The organism is Trichocoleus sp. FACHB-6 (genome assembly GCF_014695815.1).
Taxonomy (GTDB): Bacteria; Cyanobacteriota; Cyanobacteriia; order Cyanobacteriales; family FACHB-T130; genus Funiculus; species Funiculus sociatus.
Genome location: NZ_JACJOY010000075.1, coordinates 28,310 through 47,471, shown reverse-complemented (window position 1 = coordinate 47,471; position 19,162 = coordinate 28,310). Strand labels below are relative to the sequence as shown.

General features: G+C 44.0%; 17 protein-coding genes and 1 riboswitch. Of the genes, 13 read left to right on the top strand and 4 right to left on the bottom strand.

Annotated features, from left to right (window positions below):
* Window positions 1–16: 16 nt before the first annotated feature.
* Window positions 17–1,237: a damage-control phosphatase ARMT1 family protein gene (locus H6F66_RS14360; protein ID WP_190422379.1), complete on the top strand. Its 1,221-nt coding sequence runs from the start codon at window positions 17–19 to the stop codon at window positions 1,235–1,237.
* Window positions 1,238–1,332: 95 nt separating this feature from the next.
* Here H6F66_RS14360 and bchD read toward each other — a convergent pair whose 3' ends face one another.
* On the bottom strand, window positions 1,333–3,387 hold the full coding sequence (bchD, locus tag H6F66_RS14355) for a magnesium chelatase ATPase subunit D (protein ID WP_190422377.1): 2,055 nt from the start codon (window positions 3,385–3,387) through the stop codon (window positions 1,333–1,335).
* Window positions 3,388–3,992: 605 nt separating this feature from the next.
* On the opposite strand from bchD, the gene H6F66_RS14350 reads away from it, so the two are divergent.
* From H6F66_RS14350 to H6F66_RS14320, 7 genes are all read left to right on the top strand, one after another.
* Window positions 3,993–4,292 (top strand): HNH endonuclease signature motif containing protein, encoded by a 300-nt coding sequence (locus H6F66_RS14350; protein ID WP_190422375.1) that lies wholly within the window; start codon window positions 3,993–3,995, stop codon window positions 4,290–4,292.
* 209 nt (window positions 4,293–4,501) lie between these two features.
* Entirely contained in the window at window positions 4,502–5,188 is a 687-nt protein-coding gene (gene rnc / locus H6F66_RS14345) for a ribonuclease III (protein ID WP_206755377.1), read from the top strand.
* A gap of 102 nt (window positions 5,189–5,290) precedes the next feature.
* Window positions 5,291–6,397: a YihY/virulence factor BrkB family protein gene (locus H6F66_RS14340; RefSeq protein WP_190422371.1), complete on the top strand. Its 1,107-nt coding sequence runs from the start codon at window positions 5,291–5,293 to the stop codon at window positions 6,395–6,397.
* Between the two features lie 520 nt (window positions 6,398–6,917).
* Complete coding sequence (locus H6F66_RS14335; RefSeq protein ID WP_190422369.1) at window positions 6,918–8,699, top strand: OmpA family protein; 1,782 nt, start codon at window positions 6,918–6,920, stop codon at window positions 8,697–8,699.
* A 2-nt stretch (window positions 8,700–8,701) separates the two neighbouring features.
* A complete protein-coding gene (locus H6F66_RS14330) occupies window positions 8,702–9,199 on the top strand; it encodes a Rab family GTPase (protein WP_190422367.1) in 498 nt (165 codons plus the stop codon).
* Entirely contained in the window at window positions 9,200–9,517 is a 318-nt protein-coding gene (locus H6F66_RS14325) for a hypothetical protein (RefSeq protein ID WP_190422365.1), read from the top strand.
* On the top strand, window positions 9,514–10,626 hold the full coding sequence (locus tag H6F66_RS14320) for an ATP-binding protein (RefSeq protein WP_190422363.1): 1,113 nt from the start codon (window positions 9,514–9,516) through the stop codon (window positions 10,624–10,626). Before H6F66_RS14325 ends, H6F66_RS14320 begins: the two co-directional genes overlap by 4 nt.
* Window positions 10,627–10,697: 71 nt before the next feature.
* Here H6F66_RS14320 and H6F66_RS14315 read toward each other — a convergent pair whose 3' ends face one another.
* Entirely contained in the window at window positions 10,698–11,939 is a 1,242-nt protein-coding gene (locus H6F66_RS14315) for a sensor histidine kinase (protein ID WP_190422361.1), read from the bottom strand.
* Window positions 11,940–12,112: 173 nt separating this feature from the next.
* Window positions 12,113–12,388: a DUF1830 domain-containing protein gene (locus tag H6F66_RS14310; RefSeq protein WP_190422359.1), complete on the bottom strand. Its 276-nt coding sequence runs from the start codon at window positions 12,386–12,388 to the stop codon at window positions 12,113–12,115.
* A gap of 259 nt (window positions 12,389–12,647) precedes the next feature.
* A riboswitch (cyclic di-AMP (ydaO/yuaA leader) is annotated at window positions 12,648–12,876 on the top strand.
* 101 nt (window positions 12,877–12,977) lie between these two features.
* Between H6F66_RS14310 and ntrB the strand changes: the two genes are divergently transcribed.
* The 5 genes from ntrB to H6F66_RS14285 all read left to right on the top strand — a co-directional run bounded on the left by ntrB (window position 12,978) and on the right by H6F66_RS14285 (window position 18,869).
* The gene (gene ntrB / locus H6F66_RS14305; protein ID WP_190422357.1) at window positions 12,978–13,826 is read left to right on the top strand and encodes a nitrate ABC transporter permease; all 849 of its coding nucleotides are present in this window, start codon (window positions 12,978–12,980) and stop codon (window positions 13,824–13,826) included.
* 251 nt (window positions 13,827–14,077) lie between these two features.
* A complete protein-coding gene (locus H6F66_RS14300; protein ID WP_190422355.1) occupies window positions 14,078–15,532 on the top strand; it encodes an ABC transporter substrate-binding protein in 1,455 nt (484 codons plus the stop codon).
* Window positions 15,533–15,611: 79 nt separating this feature from the next.
* A complete protein-coding gene (locus tag H6F66_RS14295; RefSeq protein ID WP_190422353.1) occupies window positions 15,612–16,448 on the top strand; it encodes a nitrate ABC transporter ATP-binding protein in 837 nt (278 codons plus the stop codon).
* A 52-nt stretch (window positions 16,449–16,500) separates the two neighbouring features.
* Window positions 16,501–17,235 (top strand): universal stress protein, encoded by a 735-nt coding sequence (locus tag H6F66_RS14290; RefSeq protein WP_190422343.1) that lies wholly within the window; start codon window positions 16,501–16,503, stop codon window positions 17,233–17,235.
* A 296-nt stretch (window positions 17,236–17,531) separates the two neighbouring features.
* Window positions 17,532–18,869, top strand: a complete 1,338-nt coding sequence (locus H6F66_RS14285; RefSeq protein ID WP_190422341.1) for an SLC13 family permease — start codon at window positions 17,532–17,534, stop codon at window positions 18,867–18,869.
* An 82-nt stretch (window positions 18,870–18,951) separates the two neighbouring features.
* Here the strand turns inward: H6F66_RS14285 and H6F66_RS14280 are convergent, their stop codons facing one another.
* Window positions 18,952–19,161, bottom strand: coding sequence for a chlorophyll a/b-binding protein (locus tag H6F66_RS14280; RefSeq protein ID WP_190422339.1), 210 nt, complete (start codon window positions 19,159–19,161; stop codon window positions 18,952–18,954).
* Window position 19,162: the final 1 nt, after the last annotated feature.

Below are 19,162 nucleotides of genomic sequence, written 5' to 3'. Positions count from 1 at the left end.
CGAACGCGATCGCATAATGCAAAAGCCATTTCAAGAGCCTAAATTACCGCTTCCACCGCCACTAATGATGTCGGAGTCCGGCTCCTTTGCTCACTATACCCTTACCTCGCGGCTACCAGCGATCGCGCGGCGGGTAATTGCTGAAAATGACTTTACCCCAGAAATTGTCAATAATCTGGAAACGCTGATTCAAGAATTAGCTGATGGGAGTGTGCGATCGCTTACAGATGACAACTCACCAGATTTAACATCGTGGAATACATATTTAGAACCTTTTGTTGGGAAGCGATGGCTGGATATTCCCTGGTTTTTTGCGGAAGCATACTTTTTTCGTCGTATCCTTGAAGCAACGCATTACTTCCTACCAGACTCTTCCCAGAGTGTAGATCCGTATGCAGTGCAAAAATATAGAGGTTTGGAAACTGCAAATGATTCTATAAAAGCAATCAGCGCTAAGATTAACCATAGTGAAAAAGACACAACAAGTTTAATCGCACTGTTCTATTTTGTACTGTGGGGAAATCGAGCCGATCTCAGTCTTTGGCCTGTAGATGCTGTTGATTCTAACTATAATAGTCTGGAAAATCACCCCGAACAGACACACGTTTTAGTAGATGATACAGCAGTAATCTCAGATAAAATTGCCAAATTTGATAAAGTACGGATTGACTTTATCGTGGACAATGCTGGTTTGGAACTTGTCAGCGATTTGTGCTTAGCAGACTATCTGTTAGATACCAATGCTGCAAAGATTGTTTACCTGCACCTCAAGCCTTACCCTACTTTTGTTTCTGATGCGACAATTAAAGATGTCCGCAGCACTCTAAAAATTCTCGCTACTGATGAGAATAGGGAAGTGCAACACTTAAGCTTGCGCCTGCAAGATTACATTAATTGCAATCGTTTATGTCTTGTAGATGATTTATTTTGGACATCCCCTTTAGTCTTCTGGGAAATGCCAGAATCATTGCAACAAGACTTAGCGCAATCAAGTTTAATTTTTGTCAAAGGAGATGCTAACTACCGCCGCTGTTTAGGCGATCGTCAATGGGATTTTACCACCTCTTTTGCAGACATCACCTATTACTTCCCCGCTCCCTTTGTTGCTTTACGCACCCTGAAATCAGAAATCGTGGCGGGGTTACAACCAAGCCAATTAGAATCAGTATCGCGTCAAGATCCGCAGTGGTTGACAAATGGGCAGTGGGGGGTTATTCAGATTGGGAATTGGGGATAGGGAATATTAAATCCGGTTAATTATCCACAATTTCCCGGAACCCCATCCCGAAAGCCTCCCCACTCTTCGTGGAGAGGGGTTAGGAGGTGAGGTTTTTACCGCGATTTCATATCTGCGATCGCGCCCCTCGTAACTCCAGCAATCGCCGCATCTGTCGCCTTGGGTAAATGATAATATTTCCCTCCCGCCGACTTAGCTAGTTCCTTGGCGAAACCAGTGGAAATAAACTTATTTTCCGTGTCAATTACTAACAGTTGAATCCTCAAACCTCGAATCCGGGCAGCAATTTCCAACAGTTCCCCTTTAATATCCGGCTTTTCGCCAGCTTCAAGCGGTTCGCCCAAAGAACGAGCTAAAGGAATATTCCCGCGCCCATCGGTAATCGCTACAATTACCACCTGACCAATATCCCCAGACATCTGAGCATTCATCCCGACTCGCACCGCCTGAGTCAAACCATGCGCCAGAGGCGAACCGCCGCCGCAAGGCATTCTCTCCAAACGCCGCTTTGCAGAAGCGATAGAACGAGTCGGCGGTAGCAGCACTTCCGCCTGTTCTCCCCGGAAAGGAATCAACGACACTTGGTCGCGGTTCTGATAAGCTTCCGTCAGCAGTCGCATCACCGCACCCTTAGCTGACTGCATGCGGTTCAGCGCCATTGAACCAGAAGCATCAACGACGAAAACCACCAACGCCCCCGCTTTGCGTACCAAGCGTTTCGAGCGAATATCTGCTTGTTCGACAAATACCTGTTTTTGGGGGACTGAGGATTGGGGATTGCTCCGGCTCCTTTCCCGTCTTGCCTTTTGGTATGGTGCAGCTGCTCTGAGGGTGGCATCAACAGCAATTCGGCGCACCTTTCCTTTAGGCAACATCGGCTTAACGTAGCGCCCTCTATCTTCTGAGATGATCAAACTGCGACTTCCCGACTTACCCCGACGTTGCGCCATCTGAGCAAAGTAAAGCACAGTGGGGTCGAGAATTACACCTTCAGGATCGAAGACGAATTCTTCGGGAACACTCGCCTCTTCCTCTGGTGGTTCTTCCGGTTCTTCTTCCTCTTCTTCCTGCTCCTCCTGCTCCTGCTGAGATTCATCTTGGGGTGGTGGTGGCGGCGGTGGCGGTGGCGGCGTCTCCTCTGGAGGTGTCTGCACAACTGTCGCACGCGGCACAATTACCAATTCCACAGCACGACGCAAGTCGTCAGCGATAACATTTGTGCGCCCTTCCAATGCAGCAGCAGCTTTGGCAACTCGCACGGCGAATAATTCGGCTCGATGTCCCTGTACGCCGCCGCGAATTGCTTCATCAACTAGATAAGCGATTTGTTCGCGGGTGATGCGAACATCTTTGAGCCATTCTCGCGCTAAGACAATCTGAGTTTTCAGGTTGTCGATGTCTTCGCGATACATTTGCAAGAATTCTTGAGGAGATTTGGCATATTCGAGAGCTTGTTCTACTGCCTCCACTCGTTCATCTAAGCCTAGTACACTATCAGCCGAAAGCGCGATCGCAATTCTATCGAGCAAATGTTCTCGCAGCGGCCCTTCTTCCGGGTTGTAGGTGGCAATAAATAAAGACTTACAAGGATGCTGAAAACTAATCCCCTCCCGCTCAATCAAGTTGCGTCCCTCAGATATTACTGAGAGTAGTTGATTGCTAATTTGGTCATCTAGCAGATTAATCTCATCAACATACAAAACGCCCCGGTTTGCTGCCGCCAGCAACCCAGGCTGAAACACGGTTTCCCCCTGTTTCACCGACTTTTCCACATCCACCGAACCTAAAAGTCTGTCTTCTGTGATTCCTAGAGGAATTTGCACAAACGGGGCTGGAATTATCTCAGTTGTCACCTCCCCATCCACGGTTAGGGAGGGGTTCTTACTGGCAATTTCTGCCAAAAGTGTGTCATCCCACTCGCTGGGCTGATTCGGATCGCAGTTACTAATGGAACCCTTTACAACTTCAATTGGAGGTAAGAGCGAGTGTAAGGCGCGTGCCATAACCGATTTAGCCGTCCCGCGACGACCAGCGATCGCTACCCCTCCCAGTCCGGGATCAATTGCTGCCAACAGCAGCGCCATTTTTATTGCTTCTTGCCCCACAACAGCAGCGAGGGGGAAGGCGGGGATAGCTACAGATGCAGGCATAGTTTTAAAGCGATGCAAGTCCAATTTTTCAGCATAGCGCAAAGTTTGCCGCCTTCAACTTCAGCCAGCCAAATGTTCGCAGTCATCAGTTGCCAGCTCTAGTCTTTCAAATCAACTTGATAAACCTTGACAATTTTTTTGCTTTCTTTGCTATTATATTGAAATGCAGATGAGACATCAGCATTCGCAGGCGTAAAGCCTGGGTTTCCGTCTCACTTGCAGTATCTTATTTTCGCAAGTAAACATATAGTCAATTTCTTGACTATATATTTAGCTAAATCTTTAGATAGCTACTAAACATTTAGCTAAACATATATTCAACTTTTTGACTGTATGTCTATTTGCGAAAATAAGATACTGTTCGTGAGACGTTAACCCACACAGATAGTCACTTAGCAAGTCCTTACTAAGTGTCAGTTGTTCTCATATTCTGGTTTTCTAAGTAGAAAATCGTCCCACTATTATAAGTGACATTGTTGGCTACTTCTAACTTTGTGCGCTTGTAAGTGTTTATATTTTGGGAGATTGAGCAACATAATCTATGTGGGAAATGCGTGATGTTTCGCCGCTGTTGTCAAGAAATAGCGAAATGGAACATCGACAAAATGAACACAAAGCAAAAGCGTAATAAAAAGCAGCATCTCATCAAAACTTATGGTTCTAAGTGTTGGTGGTGTCAAGAAGGTCTACCAGAAAATAAGCTGACGATTGACCACCTTGTTCCCAAAAGTCATAAGGGATCTAATTCTTTGGAAAACCTTAGACTGGCTTGTCTTCCTTGCAATAATGATCGTGGAAATAGTCTCTATCCTCCAAAAGCTAAACCAATTAACTTCCCTCAAAAATATCAATTTTTAGCAATACTTCTTTTAGGTAGCCTGTTAAAAAATCAAATTGCAAAATGAGGAAATGTTGTTAGTATAGTTAAGCCGATTGCTGAAAGCTAGATAATCAAGCGATCGCTACATTCTTAAAAACCCGGTTTCCTTCAAACCGGGTTCATTCAAACAACCGCTAGCGGGCGGTTTTTTCGTGTTTACCTAGTTAATAGCCATCAATTACTGGTACTGATATTTTCATGCAATTAATTTACCCAGAACCAGGAGAAATAAAAATGAAATTGCCAACATTCCGAGATGAAAAACTCTTACTTCATGCGCTTACTCACCGTTCTTATGCCAATGAAAACCCCGGAGAATGTGAAAACAACGAACGTCTAGAATTTTTAGGTGACGCTTTGCTAACTTTCTTAAGTGGTGAATATCTCTATCGTCGCCATCCACAAATGGGAGAAGACCAAATGACTCGTAGGCGTTCCGCGCTGGTAGATGAAAAGCAACTAGCAAAGTTCGCTACCGAGATTGCTTTAAACTTCAAAATGCGGTTAGGTCAAGGTGCCATTCGCGAGGGAGGCTACTATAATCCAAATTTACTCAGCAGCACCTTTGAAGCCGTCGTCGGCGCTTATTATCTGGATAACAATTTAGATGTTGAGAAAGTCCGCGATTTTGTAGAACCCTTGTTTGATTCCGTTCCGGAGGATATTGTAGTGTCTCTCTCCAATGTGGACTCGAAAAATCGGTTTCAGCAATGGGTACAAGCAAACCCTGAGCTTGGCTCAACGCCACCTAAGTATGTCACACAACAAGCAGGCGGAACACCCCACGCCCCAGAGTTTATCGCCACAGTGTTTGTGGGCGATAAAGCCTATGGGGAAGGTAAAGGTCGCAGCAAAAAAGATGCTGAGAAAGCTGCTGCTGAAGATGCACTCTTCAAACTGAAAAAACGAGGGCTGATCTAAGCTGGAATTTTGGAGAAAGTCTAACTTTCGGGTCTTTTGACTTCTAGGTAAAGCATTGCAAACTCAAAGAAGAGTGGTAACGCAGGCTAGAAGTTAAAATTTATGAAGCCGAAAGATATAGTAGGACTGCTTAAAGAAACGTTTACCGAATGGCAAGAAGATAAAGCGTCGAGGCTGGCGGCAGCTTTAGCATACTACACCGTTTTCTCACTTGCGCCGCTGGTAATTATAGCGATCGCGATCGCGGCTTTGGTATTTGGGCAAGAAGCGGCTCAGGGTGGAATTGACGAGCAAATTGAAGGCTTGCTTGGCTCACAGGGTGCCGATGCCGTCCAAGATATGATCAAAAATTCTCGCAAGGCAGAGCAAGGCACAATTGCCACCGTGATTAGCGTTGGTCTACTCCTGTTCGGTGCTTCCGGCGTTTTTGGACAGCTGCAAGATTCACTTAACACCATCTGGGAAGTCGCCCCCAAGCCTGGACGTGGCATCAAAGGCTTTATCAAAGACCGATTTTTGTCCTTCTCGATGGTACTGGGAATTGGCTTTTTGCTCTTGGTTTCCCTCATCTTGAGCGCTGGCTTGTCAGCAGTAGGCAATTATTTCGGTCATTTGATGCCTGGTTTGCCCTTTCTGCAAGTCCTAAACTTTCTCCTTTCCTTCAGCATCGTAACGGTGCTGTTCGCGTTGATTTTTAGAATTCTGCCAGATGCGAAAATTGCCTGGGGTGACGTCTGGATCGGTGCCGCCATCACCTCGTTGCTGTTTACCGTTGGTAAGTACCTACTGGGGCTGTATCTAGGCAATGGCAGTGTTGGGTCAACTTACGGTGCCGCTGGCTCCTTTGTAGTGCTGCTGTTGTGGGTAAATTACTCCGCCCAGATTCTCTTTTTCGGTGCCGAATTTACCCAAGTCTATGCCAACAAGTACGGCTCCCGAATTGTCCCTGCTAAAAATGCCGTACCCCTTACCGAAGAAGCGAGGGCGCAGCAGGGGATACCCCGGACTGCGGATATCAAGGAGGCAGCAGGGGAGCAAAAACAGACAAGCGATCGCATATCCACCTCTTCTACAGGCACCATAGAACGAACGGAGCGCTCAAAATCCAGACACCCGATGGTTAACATCCTCGCCTTAATCATCGGTGTCACCCAAGGCTTTGCCCACTTGGTGGGAGGCAAACGGAGGCGGAACAACCGACCTAAATAAGGGCATCTCTAGCCTTTTGCATCTAGTTCTCAGACAAGCATTAATGGCGATCGCCATTAATGCTTTATATAACTTTTTGTAAAGTTAGTAATTCCTAAGAGTTAATAAATTTCAACCACAAAATTGTATTAATACCATTTACCTTTACACTGGCAATATTGGAGTTTTTGTCAATAGCTCCTTATAAACTTCCACAATTTAAACTCATTGCAATCGTTTGAAGTCAAACCAGTTACCGAAAAAAGATTTTTTATATTTCCGGTATAAGTAGCGCTAAGATTGGCAACTTGGATAAAGTTAGAGACCTTATTTTCAGCAACCAGATGGTGGAAACCGAAAAAAGTTTTAACCCCTTGGAGGAGCATCTGGATAAAAAATGCCCCAAATTGCCAGATTGCAGATACAACACTTCAATCTTGGGTTATTTTAGGCTTAAAATCTCAGTAAATAGCTGAATGGCTCCCACCCCCTCACCTAACGTAGCCAATTAATCTCAATAGTGAAACGGGGGATTTGAATAATGACTGACTCTTACACCCAAAATGACTCCAGCGAGACTCCAAACAATAATAATTCTGCATCGAATGAGGAGCTTGCTCAACTCCGCAGTCTGCTCCTTGGTCTTGATAAAAGCGAACTTGACAAACTGTATGACCGATTAAACAACCCCAACATTCAACCAGAGGATTTAAGCAAAATGCTTCCGGAAGCAATTATCCTGCGCTCAATGCAAGATAAACAGCTATCCGAAGCAATAGTTCCCACCATAGAAGAAGCCATTCAAACCTCTGTTAGAAAAGACCTCACTGTTCTTGCAGATGCCATTTTTCCCGTAATCGGGCCAGCCAGCCGCAAAGCTATTGCCACAACGCTTGAAGCAACCATCCAATCGCTTAATCAAAGCATTGAACACAGCCTATCCCCACAAGGTTTTAAATGGAGATTGGAAGCTTTACAAACTGGCAAATCCTTCGCCGAAGTTGTGCTTCTCCGCACGCTTCTCTATCGAGTTGAACAAGTCTTTCTCATCCACAAAAAAACTGGATTATTGCTGCAACACGTAGTAGCTAATTCGGTAGAGGCTCAGGATGCAGACTTGATTTCAGCGATGTTAACAGCTATCCGGGATTTTGTCCAAGACTCTTTCAGTGTGCAAACAGGTGAGTCGCTGGATACGTTGCAATTTGGAGAACTGACCATTTGGATTGAACAGGGGCCGCAGGCGATATTAGCTGGTATTATCCGGGGAAACGCTCCCAAAGAATTAAAGTTTGTTTTCCAAGAAGCGATAGAAAAAATTCACCGCCAGCAAAGAAAGGAACTTTATGCTTTCGACGGGGAGACTTCTCCTTTTGAAGCCAGCAAACCTTATCTTGAAGACTGTCTTCAAACTGATTATCAACTCAAAAAAGAAAAAACTTCCCCTTTTTTATTGATATTTTGGGGAGTTATCCTGTTAGCTTTGGGAAGCTGGGGTTTTATTTCCTTCCGAGAAAACAGACGTTGGGAAACTTATCTAGAAAAACTGAATGATCAGCCGGGAATCACTGTGAGTAGTGCCGAGAAGCATTGGGGTAAATATTATATTTCCGGGCTTCGCGATCCGTTAGCAGCAGATCCAACAGCCCTGATGAAACAAGCAAATATCAACCCCAAGGCAGTTATCAGCAAATGGAAGCCTTACCTATCCCTTGATTCACAATTTGTAGTTGCCAGAGCCAAGCAATTGCTCAAACCTCCTGAAACTGTCTCTCTGAAAATTGACGAAAATGGCATTCTTTATGCTACAGGTTCCGCCCCTCGTCAATGGATTGGGGAAACCCGAAAAATAGTGCAGTTTATTCCCGGAATTACTAAATACCAGGAAGAGAATCTGGTTGATACAGAATCAGCAAAGCTGCTCTCTGCAAAGGCAGAAATTGAAAACCAAGTGATACTTTTTGAAGAAGGAACTACACAACTTATAGCTGGGGAGGAGCAGAAACTACAGAACTTGATTCAAGCAATTAAAAACATTACAAATACTGCACGAGTTTTGGATAAGGCTGTCAGCATTGAAATTTTAGGACACTCGAACACGGGAGGTTCGGAACAGAGAAACATAATACTAAGCTCTGAGCGTGCAAGAGCGATCGCATCTATTTTGACATCACGAGGGATTGAAAAAGTCAATCTGAAAAATATAGCCGTGGGTTCAAGTCAACCTTTAGCCAACAGTTCTACAGATCCGAATCAAGCATTGAACCGCCGCGTTTCTTTCAAAGTAATTATAACCGATGTCCCCAACCGAGGGATTAACTAACCATGATCCAGAAAAAAGTTTGCATGGTGGGTGCCTTCGCTACAGGAAAAACCAGCCTTGTCGCCCGTTTTGTCCACAGCATTTACTCAGACATTTACCAAACTACCGTAGGCGTTAAAATTGATAAAAAATTAGTAAAAGTCGGACAACAGGAAATAAACTTTATTCTGTGGGATCTCTATGGAGAAGACGAATTTCAAAAGGTGCGAATGTCTTATTTGCGCGGCTCATCCGGTTATCTTGTAGTAGTAGATGGAACCCGTCGCACTACCCTTGATAAAGCCTTTAACCTCCAAAAAAGGGTAGAAGATACTATCGGGCCAGTTCCTTTTATCCTTGTCCTCAATAAATGGGATTTAAAAGACGAATGGGATATTGACGACAGCTCAATGGATGAACTAGCAGAAAGGAACTGGACGGTAATTAAAGGAAGTGCAAAAACAGGTTTAGGTGTAGAAGAAGCTTTTCTGACTCTTGGACAACAAATCATGGAGAGATAAATGCTTGACCTTCCGTATCCGATACTTGATTACCTTTATAAGCTAACAATACAAAATTGTTATGCTGCTTATCTTTTCGTGGAAAAGAATGGTTGCTTGTCTAATTGGGGAGGGAATTTGGCTGCAAGGCTGGAAAGCCTTGCACGTCCGAGGGAGATTCTTATCGATGAAAATACTTTTCAAAAGATTGATAGGGTACAACGAAAATTTTCAGGAACTAACCTGTCGTTAACAGGAATAGTTGAACCAGACACTACCCTATCAACGACAGGGATAGTTGAACCAATAAAAATATATTCTTGCTTGGTAAAGTTATGAATAAATCTATCACGGATGAACTTTTTGCAATTCTGGATACGGTAGTTTTAGAACATCTGAATGACTGTTATTTCAAAGTTATTGGCAATGTACCGAGATGGTTCCTCCAATTTTACCCGAATGTCACTTCGGAAGAAAATAAAATAAATCTACAGACAAAGTTTCCTTTTCTGGAAAATTTTCTCATCGACGCTGAGGATTTTTGGCATGATAATATCGCCCAACGTCTGAAGTCGGGATTGTGGAGTGAAGTTGATATGTCTGGGCAGGAATGCCATCTTGAGGCTTCAGCAGTTCGTTTGGAAAATAAGAAAATACTATTAATTGAATTATTAGGTGTTGCTTATGAAGAAAAACAGTCTCTTATACAAAAGGCTAGGCAAAATAATTTAACTTATCACTATTTGCTCAAAGAAACTCAGAAAAAAGAAATTTTACTTCACTGCATTTTGCACGATGTTGCGGGGCAATTAACGGGAATAAATTGCTGTTTTGCACTGCTAGCTATGGAAAATTTTTCACCTAAAGGAAGAGAGCGCCTGGAAATTGGTAAAAAGCAATCTATCAAGCAAGAAATGCTAATTCAGGAGATATTGAAGGCATTTTCTGCTGAGGTAAAATCCCTTGAGGATTTTACTGTTGATTCTGCCCAAGCTCCAGATGCGGTGAGGTGTGCAAGGGAGGTTGTAGAGGCTTTGTTGCCGACTTTTTCACTAAACAAAAGAATATTGCAGTTGGAGCCAAATATTGATATGGCTCAAGATTGGAAGGTAGTTGGTGAAAACTCACGTTTGGAGAGGGTGCTTTTTAATTTGGTGGAAAATGCTTTTCGTCACAGTCCGTTGGGTTCTACTGTGACGGTTGACGTGAACCAGGACGGCAAATTTATTCTGTTTACTGTGGACGATGAAGGGCCTGGGGTGCCGGAGGATATTTCTAAAAATCTATTTCAAAAATTTGCCCAAGGACGAGAGAAATCTGGCAAGGCTGGATTAGGGCTATATTTTTGCCGGATTACGGTTGAACGCTGGGGTGGTAGCATTGGTTATTCAACTCGTCCTAAAGGTGGTTCGTGTTTTTGGTTCCGCCTTCCTAGAGCAGTTTTGTAAGTAGCTTTAGGGGCAGAGAAGAGGTGATTCATGAATTCCTTCTAGGCTCAGGCTGGGAATCAGAATTGATTTTAGATTTGGACTTCTAAGGGAAAAATAACGGTGAAGGTGGAGCCAATGCCGATTTCGGAAACAAGTTCCATTTTGCCTTGCAATAGTTTGACTAACCGAGAGACTATTGCCAGTCCCAGCCCTGTACTGTGAGGGTGGTAGGATTGCTGGCTGGAACCAGCTTGAAAGTAGGGTTCAAAGATGCGGATTTGGTCTTCTGGTTCTATGCCAATTCCGGTGTCAGCGATCGCTATCGCCCATTCCTCTTGCGATACTGTTTGACAGGTTAATTTGATACTTCCCGTCTCGGTGTAACGAATCGCATTCGAGAGTAGATTTGTGATAATCTGCTGCAATCGCAAGGGATCTGTGAAAACCTGATCGGGAGCGGCTGTTGGCCGTAGCCCTTCTCGAAGAGTAGCGGAGCTATCGGCGGTAGCCGAATCGCACTCTACGATCATCTGTAGCTGTTTTGAGTTTGCCAAAGGCTGTACCATCTCGATAACGCTGTTAATTAAAGAGCGCACATTCGTGGATGATGGCTGCAATTTCATCTTCCCGGCTTCATAGCGGGAAATTTCTAAAGTATCGTTGATCAGACGAAGTAACTGTCGCCCGCCCCATAACACTTTATCAATGTGTTCCAAATTGCGAAGGTTGTCGTTCACCTGATCTTTATTTCTTTGTTGGCGCAAAAACAGCTCTGAGTAGCCAATAATTGAGGTCAAAGGGGTTTTCAGTTCGTGGGCTAGATGAGAGAGGCTTTCCTGATTAGCTCTCACTAAGCGAGTCAGTTCCTGATTGTTAAGTTGTAACTGACTTTGCAGCTGCTGTAATTCTCCTAAGCGCTGCTCCATGTAACTTTTAAAACATTGCGCGATCGCTTCATCCACTACAGCATCAATTAAACGAACCGCTCGTATCACGTCTATCGAAGATGCCTGCTTCAGATCCTCCTCTAAAGTAGAAAATGTCACCTGCCGCAGTAGACGATACTCCCGCGCAATTTCTATTGGCTCAAAGCCTTGTCCTGCTCGGAGAACGCCATGCTCCAAACTCGCCTCTACTAAAGTATTAATATCACTTTCCTGATATTTTGCCAGCACGGTTGCCATCGCCCTGAGAACATCGGGAAGATGATTCTGTATAGCCGTGCGGGATAGATCGTCGGCACTTTGAATCTGTCTATCACTGCGAACAGCTTCAATCCATTTATCTGTAATTGTTTGAGATTTATCGATGAGTAGTTGACTAAAATCCATTATGGCTTAGGCGCTCTTGAGTCTTTAAGCGTAGCACTTCCTAAATTTACCTTATCTTAAGGAGTACACGAGTTGAATAAGCCCAATCTTTTTGAGCACCTACCTAGCCATTGAAAACCCAGCTTCATGCCTCTAATTCATAATCAATTTTAGGGTTAGTTAACTGATTGCTTTCATTCCAAGCCAGTGCTCTTTTCATAAACGCGCAGGAGATCGCATCTGATTTTATCAACTAATTTTGTACTTCCTTTCATGCCTTTCTCAATTTCAAGTTGAGCATCTGGCATGGCATCAAAAAATAAACGCTCTCCCGGAAAAACTATTTTTTCAAAATTAAACTTTTCAATATTAGTAAGGCGTGCAATTTGAATTTGGCTAGTAGAGTTGGTATAGAAGCAAAGAATTTGCTCACAGGATTCAGAAGCCAGAGGGGAAAGTGTTTCAAGCATAGTTGCCACCTTATAACTCCTATAATGTTTAGTTATCTCTACTATTTTTAACATAATGTATTTGGACTTCGCCACACTATCTGCCTAAAGAAAGGTGATAGGTTAAGCATCAATGTATAGATGTATTCAAAATTACAAAACTTGAGAATAAATGACAGTCAACTTTTAAGTACAAATACGGAGGGAATAAATATAAAAAATTATATGCCGTGAGTAAGATAGACGAATCATCAGAGGAGTGTTAGACTCGACAAAGGTTTGAGTAAGTCAGCCTAATCCAGTGTTTCGCAGCCTATAAGTCCGCGTGGAAGCTGGAGCGGAGGAACCAAATTTTGGGGCATATCTGGAACAAGGTGATAGGTGAAAGGCGCAAGGTGGAATAAAAAAGATTATTCATCCTTCCTCTTTGATTATTCATCCAAGTTCTAGAAGGGCATCTCTCAGCCCTAGCCCGTCAGCTAACTTCGTAGGCATTGAGAGGAGACTGGTAAAGTCAGCATTTTTCGGAATGTTCTGAACTTGTCAGTGTCCCCGGCTGGTACTGCTCTGGTTTCGTGTACCAAAAAGAGTGACTCTGAGGAGCTTCATAATGATATTGCAGCTGAATCTGTCTGCGATCGCTGTTGCTGGGCAGGTAGCCTGGAAACGAGCGAAACCTGTGATAGTCCGGGATGTAGTTATACTGCCTGCGCTTGGTTTTTTGGGGTTGATATTACTGTGGTGGATGGTAGCCTTGTGGCGAAGCGATTTGATGCCCACCCCAGCCCAGGCTTTAGTTGCCAATTTGGACTTTATTCTCAACCCGTTCTATGAACGTGGCCCCGGAGATTTGGGGATTGGATGGTTATTACTAGCCAGTTTGCGACGGGTATTAATTGGTTTTGGACTGGGTGCACTGGTTGCAATTCCCATTGGTTTTCTGATTGGGATGTCCAAACCAGCAATGATGGCGCTAAATCCCGTTATTCAAATTCTGAAACCCGTATCGCCGCTAGCTTGGCTACCTATCGCCTTAGCCATCTTCAACTTGGCAGAACCCTCAGCGATTTTTGTTATCTTCATCACCTCTTTGTGGCCTACGATTATCAACACCGCACTGGGCGTTTCTAGCGTTTCCAAAGATTATATAGATGTAGCGCGAGTGCTGGAAATGCCACGCTGGCGACGGATAACGAAGATTATTTGGCCTGCAAGTTTGCCATATATTTTTACTGGTTTGCGGATTAGCTTAGGTATTGCTTGGCTGGTGATTGTTGCTGTAGAAATGCTCACTGGTGGAATTGGAATCGGCTTCTTTGTTTGGGATGAATGGAGTCGCTTAAACCTGAGTTCCGTGTTTCTGGCAGTGCTAGTAATTGGCTTAACTGGGTTACTTTTAGACTACGCAGTTGGTCAACTTCAGGTTTTAGTGACTCACCGCCGTCCTAAAGCTTCTTAGAAACACCTCGCGAATAGAATTCGCAGCTACACAAACAAAACTCGCCTAGGCTTGCGGTTTCAACATACTTAATACATACATAGTCTTGCATTCTGCGGACTTAACTTGCATCGCTGCAAATTATTTTCGCTAAGGCTAAGGTTTGCTTTCTACAGGAATTGTTGTTAAATACTCAATTCCTGTGGTGACTAATAGGTAACTGTTAAACCCAGTGGCGTTTGGTTGAGTTAAAGCATTAAAAAACCAAAACTATGAGTTACACCCCAGATTGGACGCGACGAAAATTTCTTGAAGGCATGGGTGCCACCGCAGCAGGGATGGCATTATCTTCATGTGCAATTAGCGGCGATCGCTCTGCCAAAGGACTCACCGAAGAAGCTAGGGCTATCAAACAAATAGTAAACCCTGGCGATTTAGAAAAATCTGACATTACCGTTGGTTACGTTCCCGTTAATGACTGCGCGCCGTTTGCGATCGCATGGAAAAAAGGATTTTTCCGCAAATACGGCCTTAACGTCAAACTCGTCCGCGAAGCTAGCTGGGCAACCTCACGCGACGGATTAATATTTGGGCGCACCGATGCCGCGCCTGTTGTCTCCGGAGCCGTAACTAATGCCAGAATCGGAGCCGAAGGCGCGCGCCACGCCCCCATGTGTGCGGCTATGGTAATTCACCGTCACGGTAACGCCATGACGATGAACAAAGCTATGTGGGATTTTGGGTTGCGTCCCTGGCATGAGTACCAACAACAGTATGGAGATCGCGCTTTAGAAGAATTTGGCAAACAATTTAGAGCCTTCTTTGACAGCCAACCGCCAGAACAGAGAGTTTGGGCTGTTGTACTCAGTTCATCCATTTACGAATACTTCGTCCGCTATTTATCTGCCGCCGCCGGAGTCGATCCCCTCAAGGAATTTCGCGTCATCATCGTTCCCCCGCCGCAGATGGTTAGTAACGTGCGGATTGGTGCAATGCAAGCCTACATGGTTGCAGAACCTTGGAATACACGAGCCATTTACGAAAAAGCAACTACTGGCGAACAGGGAATCGGCTTTACCTTCGCTCAAGGTAAAGAAGTTTGGCTCGGACACCCAGACCGACTTTTGGGAGTGATGGAAGATTTCATCAACAAGAATCCCAAAACCTATAATTCGCTAGTCAAGGCAATGATTGAAGCCTGCCAGTATTGCAGCAACCCTCAAAACCATCAAGAAGTTGCCACACTACTTACCGAGCGCTCGTTTACGGGTGCAAAACCTAAAAAAGGCCCAGTGGATAAGTTCACTCGCCCTGCGATTATTGGTGAATACAACTACGGCGGCTTTGATGGCAAAGACCGCACTATAAAAGCCACTGACAACACAATTTTCTTCGATATTCCTAATGGCATTCCCAAACAGCCAGGAGAACATTCAACGTTTCTCTGGCGCTCTAGAAGCATTTGGTTGATGACACAAGCAGCTCGTTGGGGACAAATTAAGGAATTTCCTAAAAATGCCGAAGAACTGGCAAGCAAAGGCTGGCGAACCGACCTCTATCGCAATATTGCCGCAGAAATGGGAATTGAGTGTCCCAAAGATGATTACAAAGTAGAATCACCTGATGTATTCATCGACAACAAAGGCTTTGATCCGAGCAATCCAGTGGGCTATCTCAACAGTTTTGAAATTCGGGCGAACCGTCCTACTCGTTTCTTTATGTCTTAATTAATAGCCATTAGGTAATTAGGTAGACAATTAAAACGCAATTACAAATTACCAATCAACTAAGATTCAGGAGGCTTTCATGACTAAATCTACTTCTTACCCAACAGGTGCCAATGAAACCTTACCAGGTACTGGGTTTCTGGAGATTGAAAATATCGTCAAGTCCTACCCAACTGCCGATGGAGGTGAGTTTGTAGTTTTGGACGGTGTAAATCTCACCATAAAGGAAGACGAATATATTTCTGTGATTGGTCACTCTGGCTGCGGCAAATCAACGCTACTCAAGATGGTAGCTGGTTTAGAAAAAGCCACTTCCGGCTCAGTGCGGCTGGAGGGCAAAGAGATTCGTAAACCCGGAGCGGAGAGAATGATGGTATTTCAACATTACTCTCTGTTGCCGTGGTTAACGGTCAAAGAAAACATCCGTTTGGCTGTGGATGAAGTGCTGAAAAAAGCAACCCGTGCTGAAAAAATCAGCATTGTTAATGAACACCTAGCAATGGTAAATTTGAATACCGCTGCCGACAAATATCCCGATGAAATTTCCGGCGGGATGAAACAGCGGGTAGGAATTGCACGAGCCTTAGCAATTCGCCCTAAAATGCTGTTAATGGATGAACCTTTTGGGGCATTAGATGCGCTGACGAGAGGTAAATTGCAGCGACAGGTACTCGATATTTGGGAAAAACAACGGCAAGCGGTAATGATGATTACCCATGATGTGGATGAAGCGTTGTATATGTCAGATCGGATTGTGCTGATGACGAATGGCCCTCACGCCAAGATTGGGGAAATTTTGGAAGTGCCTTTTCCTCATCCACGCGATCGCCAACAAATCCGCGAATCTAAGGAATACTACGAGCTACGCAACCATGCTCTAAATTTCCTAGATCGCTACTTCACCCAAGACGAGTAAATTCCACCCACCTCTTATCCATCATTTGTTTCATTTGCATGAGGTAAAAGCTGTGAATATTAAGCCAATGTTGGTACGCCTTGAAAGCGCAATCGGTCGAAATGATTTAATGGAACAAATGATGTTGCTGCCTGGGCCAGCTTCATCATTTTCTGTTAACACTGAATCTAAAAAATCAGTCAACTTAATCGTTGGCTACAACAGATCCCCCAGCAGTCAAACCGCTCTGGATGTCGCTCTGTGGATTGCTCATCAAACTCGTTTAGTCACTAAGAAGCAAGTCACAGTTCAAGTTGTCTATGTTGTAGATGACAATTCCAGCAATAATCATCCAAATTTCTTCAACTTTAAGCCTGCAAGTAACCCATCAATTGAATACACTCCATTAAAGTTTTCCAAAGCATCCGCATTCAAGTCTGCCACACCTGTCTTTACTCAACCAACACATCAGCCAGTAGCAGCAAGCCCACGGGTGACATCGGTAGATCCTTCCTATTTCAGAGCAATGTTCTATCAGGATCAATTCCAGCAAGCAAACCGAGTCTTATCACAAGCAAGAAGTCTTGCTGAAGAATGGAGCAGTTCTTTCAAGGCTCATCTCCGATTTGGTTGCCTTGCAGCCGAACTAAAGAAAGCTGTTGAATCTGAAGCGGCGGCGGCATTGCTGCTAGGCTGTAATTCTGCCAATCATCCGCTTGTCCAAAAACTAGGTGATGATTTCCCTTGTCCGGTATTGGGTATTCCTACTATGCTAAATTTGCAGGAGGATTTTAACCAAGACCAGTAGCCATAGTTGTTGTGAAAACTCGCTACTACTTTACTACTTATACCGAGTTGCCCTCAAACACATTACTGTTAACTCTCTTAGGTTAGGCGATAGGGAAACCCAACCTGCTATCAATGAATGCAACTTGGGTATCAATGCAATTGAGTAGGGTGGGCAATCACGATCCATTTACACGGATCTTGATTGCCCACCCTCCTTAATCATTCTTTGAATGTGCGACACTACAATTATTATTTACTAACTAATTTTTCCAGTAAGATGCAAGCAGTAATAAAATCTAGCCCTTGAGGTATTGTGTGGAAAACTGGCAAGGCATTATTGCTACCGTAACATTTATAAGTGTCATTGTATTAATAATGACCGAATGGCTGCACCTAACCATTGCTGCCTTTCTGGGAGCATTACTACTGGTGTTTGCCAACGTCATGACTTTGACAGAAGCTATTGACTACATCAGTAAAAGTCATGGAACGCTGGGCTTATTCTTCGGAGTCATGGTACTCGTGCGGGCATTTGAGCCAACCAAGATATTTGACTACTTAGCAACTCAAATGGTGCTGCTAGCTAAAGGGGAAGGCAAACGCCTATTACTAGGTATTGTAGGCATTACTACCCCAATCTGTGCAGTTTTACCCAATGCTACAACAGTAATGTTGTTGGCACCTTTAATTCCCCCAATGGCACAAGAAGTAGGGGTGGATTTTGTTCCCTTACTGATTTTAATGGTATTTGTTGCTAACAGTGCTGGACTATTAACGCTAGTTGGAGATCCAGCAACATTTATTGTGGGTGATGCAGTCAATATCAGCTTTACAGATTACTTAACTCGCCTCAGTTTAGGTGGATTAATTTCTGTTTTGACAGTTTGCATCATGTTACCTTTCTTATTCCCCAAAACTTGGCGCAAAAAGTTAGACGATTTGGAGCATCTGCCACACCCTAAAATTAATCATCCGCGGGTTTTGGCTGTAGGTGCCTTAATCGTAGCTTTCGTGCTGATATTTTTTGTGGTAGGAGAAACGCTACCAATTCCTATGTCACCTGCCACAGTTGCTTTATTAGGAGCAGCTTTGGCAATGCTCCTTTCTCACCATAGCAAGATTGATACAGTCAACAATATATTGCGGGATGTTGACTGGAGTACCTTGCTATTTTTTATGTGTACTTTTGTACTAATTGGGGGTTTAGAAAAAACCGGAGTTATTAACGGATTATCAGGAGTATTAGCAACAATATTAGGACGCAATATTTTCTTGGGTTCCCTACTTTTGCTATTTTTAGTAGGTATATTATCGAGCGTTGTCCCTAATATCCCGCTAGTGGTGGCAATGGTGCCGTTACTCAAACAGTATGTCGTTAACGTTGGCTTTGTAGGATCAGAAGTGCTAGAACCGGGCTTTCAAGGTCAGTTTCCACCAGAAGTTCTACCCTTATTTTATGCCATGATGTTTGGTGCAACTTTAGGAGGAAATGGCACTTTAGTTGGAGCATCTTCCAACATTGTAGCGGCGGGAATCTCTGAGTTACACGGGCGGCGAATTTCGTTTAAAACTTTTCTGCGTTACGGCATCCCAGTAATGACAGTACAACTTATTGCCGCTGCTTTGTATGTGATAGTGCGATTTTTACTGTAGAGGGTGCAAATTTAGTATATTAGCCAGTAAAAATAAAAAGGCAAAAATAAAGAATCATTTTTGCCTTTTTATTTTTACCTTTTTAGTGGGTGTATGAAACCAGGTGCAGCACGTCGCGGAGTACGCTGTAGCCAGCCAGATCCCAAAGTAAGTAGGCAAGAAAACCGATCATAGCTAAGCGTCCATTCCACAGTTCGGCTTGGGGATTCCAGCCAAAGAGGAAAGCATTACGATCTTTACCATTGAATTCGGTAGCAACAGGTGGAGTTGTAGTTGTAGGGCGAGATTGCATT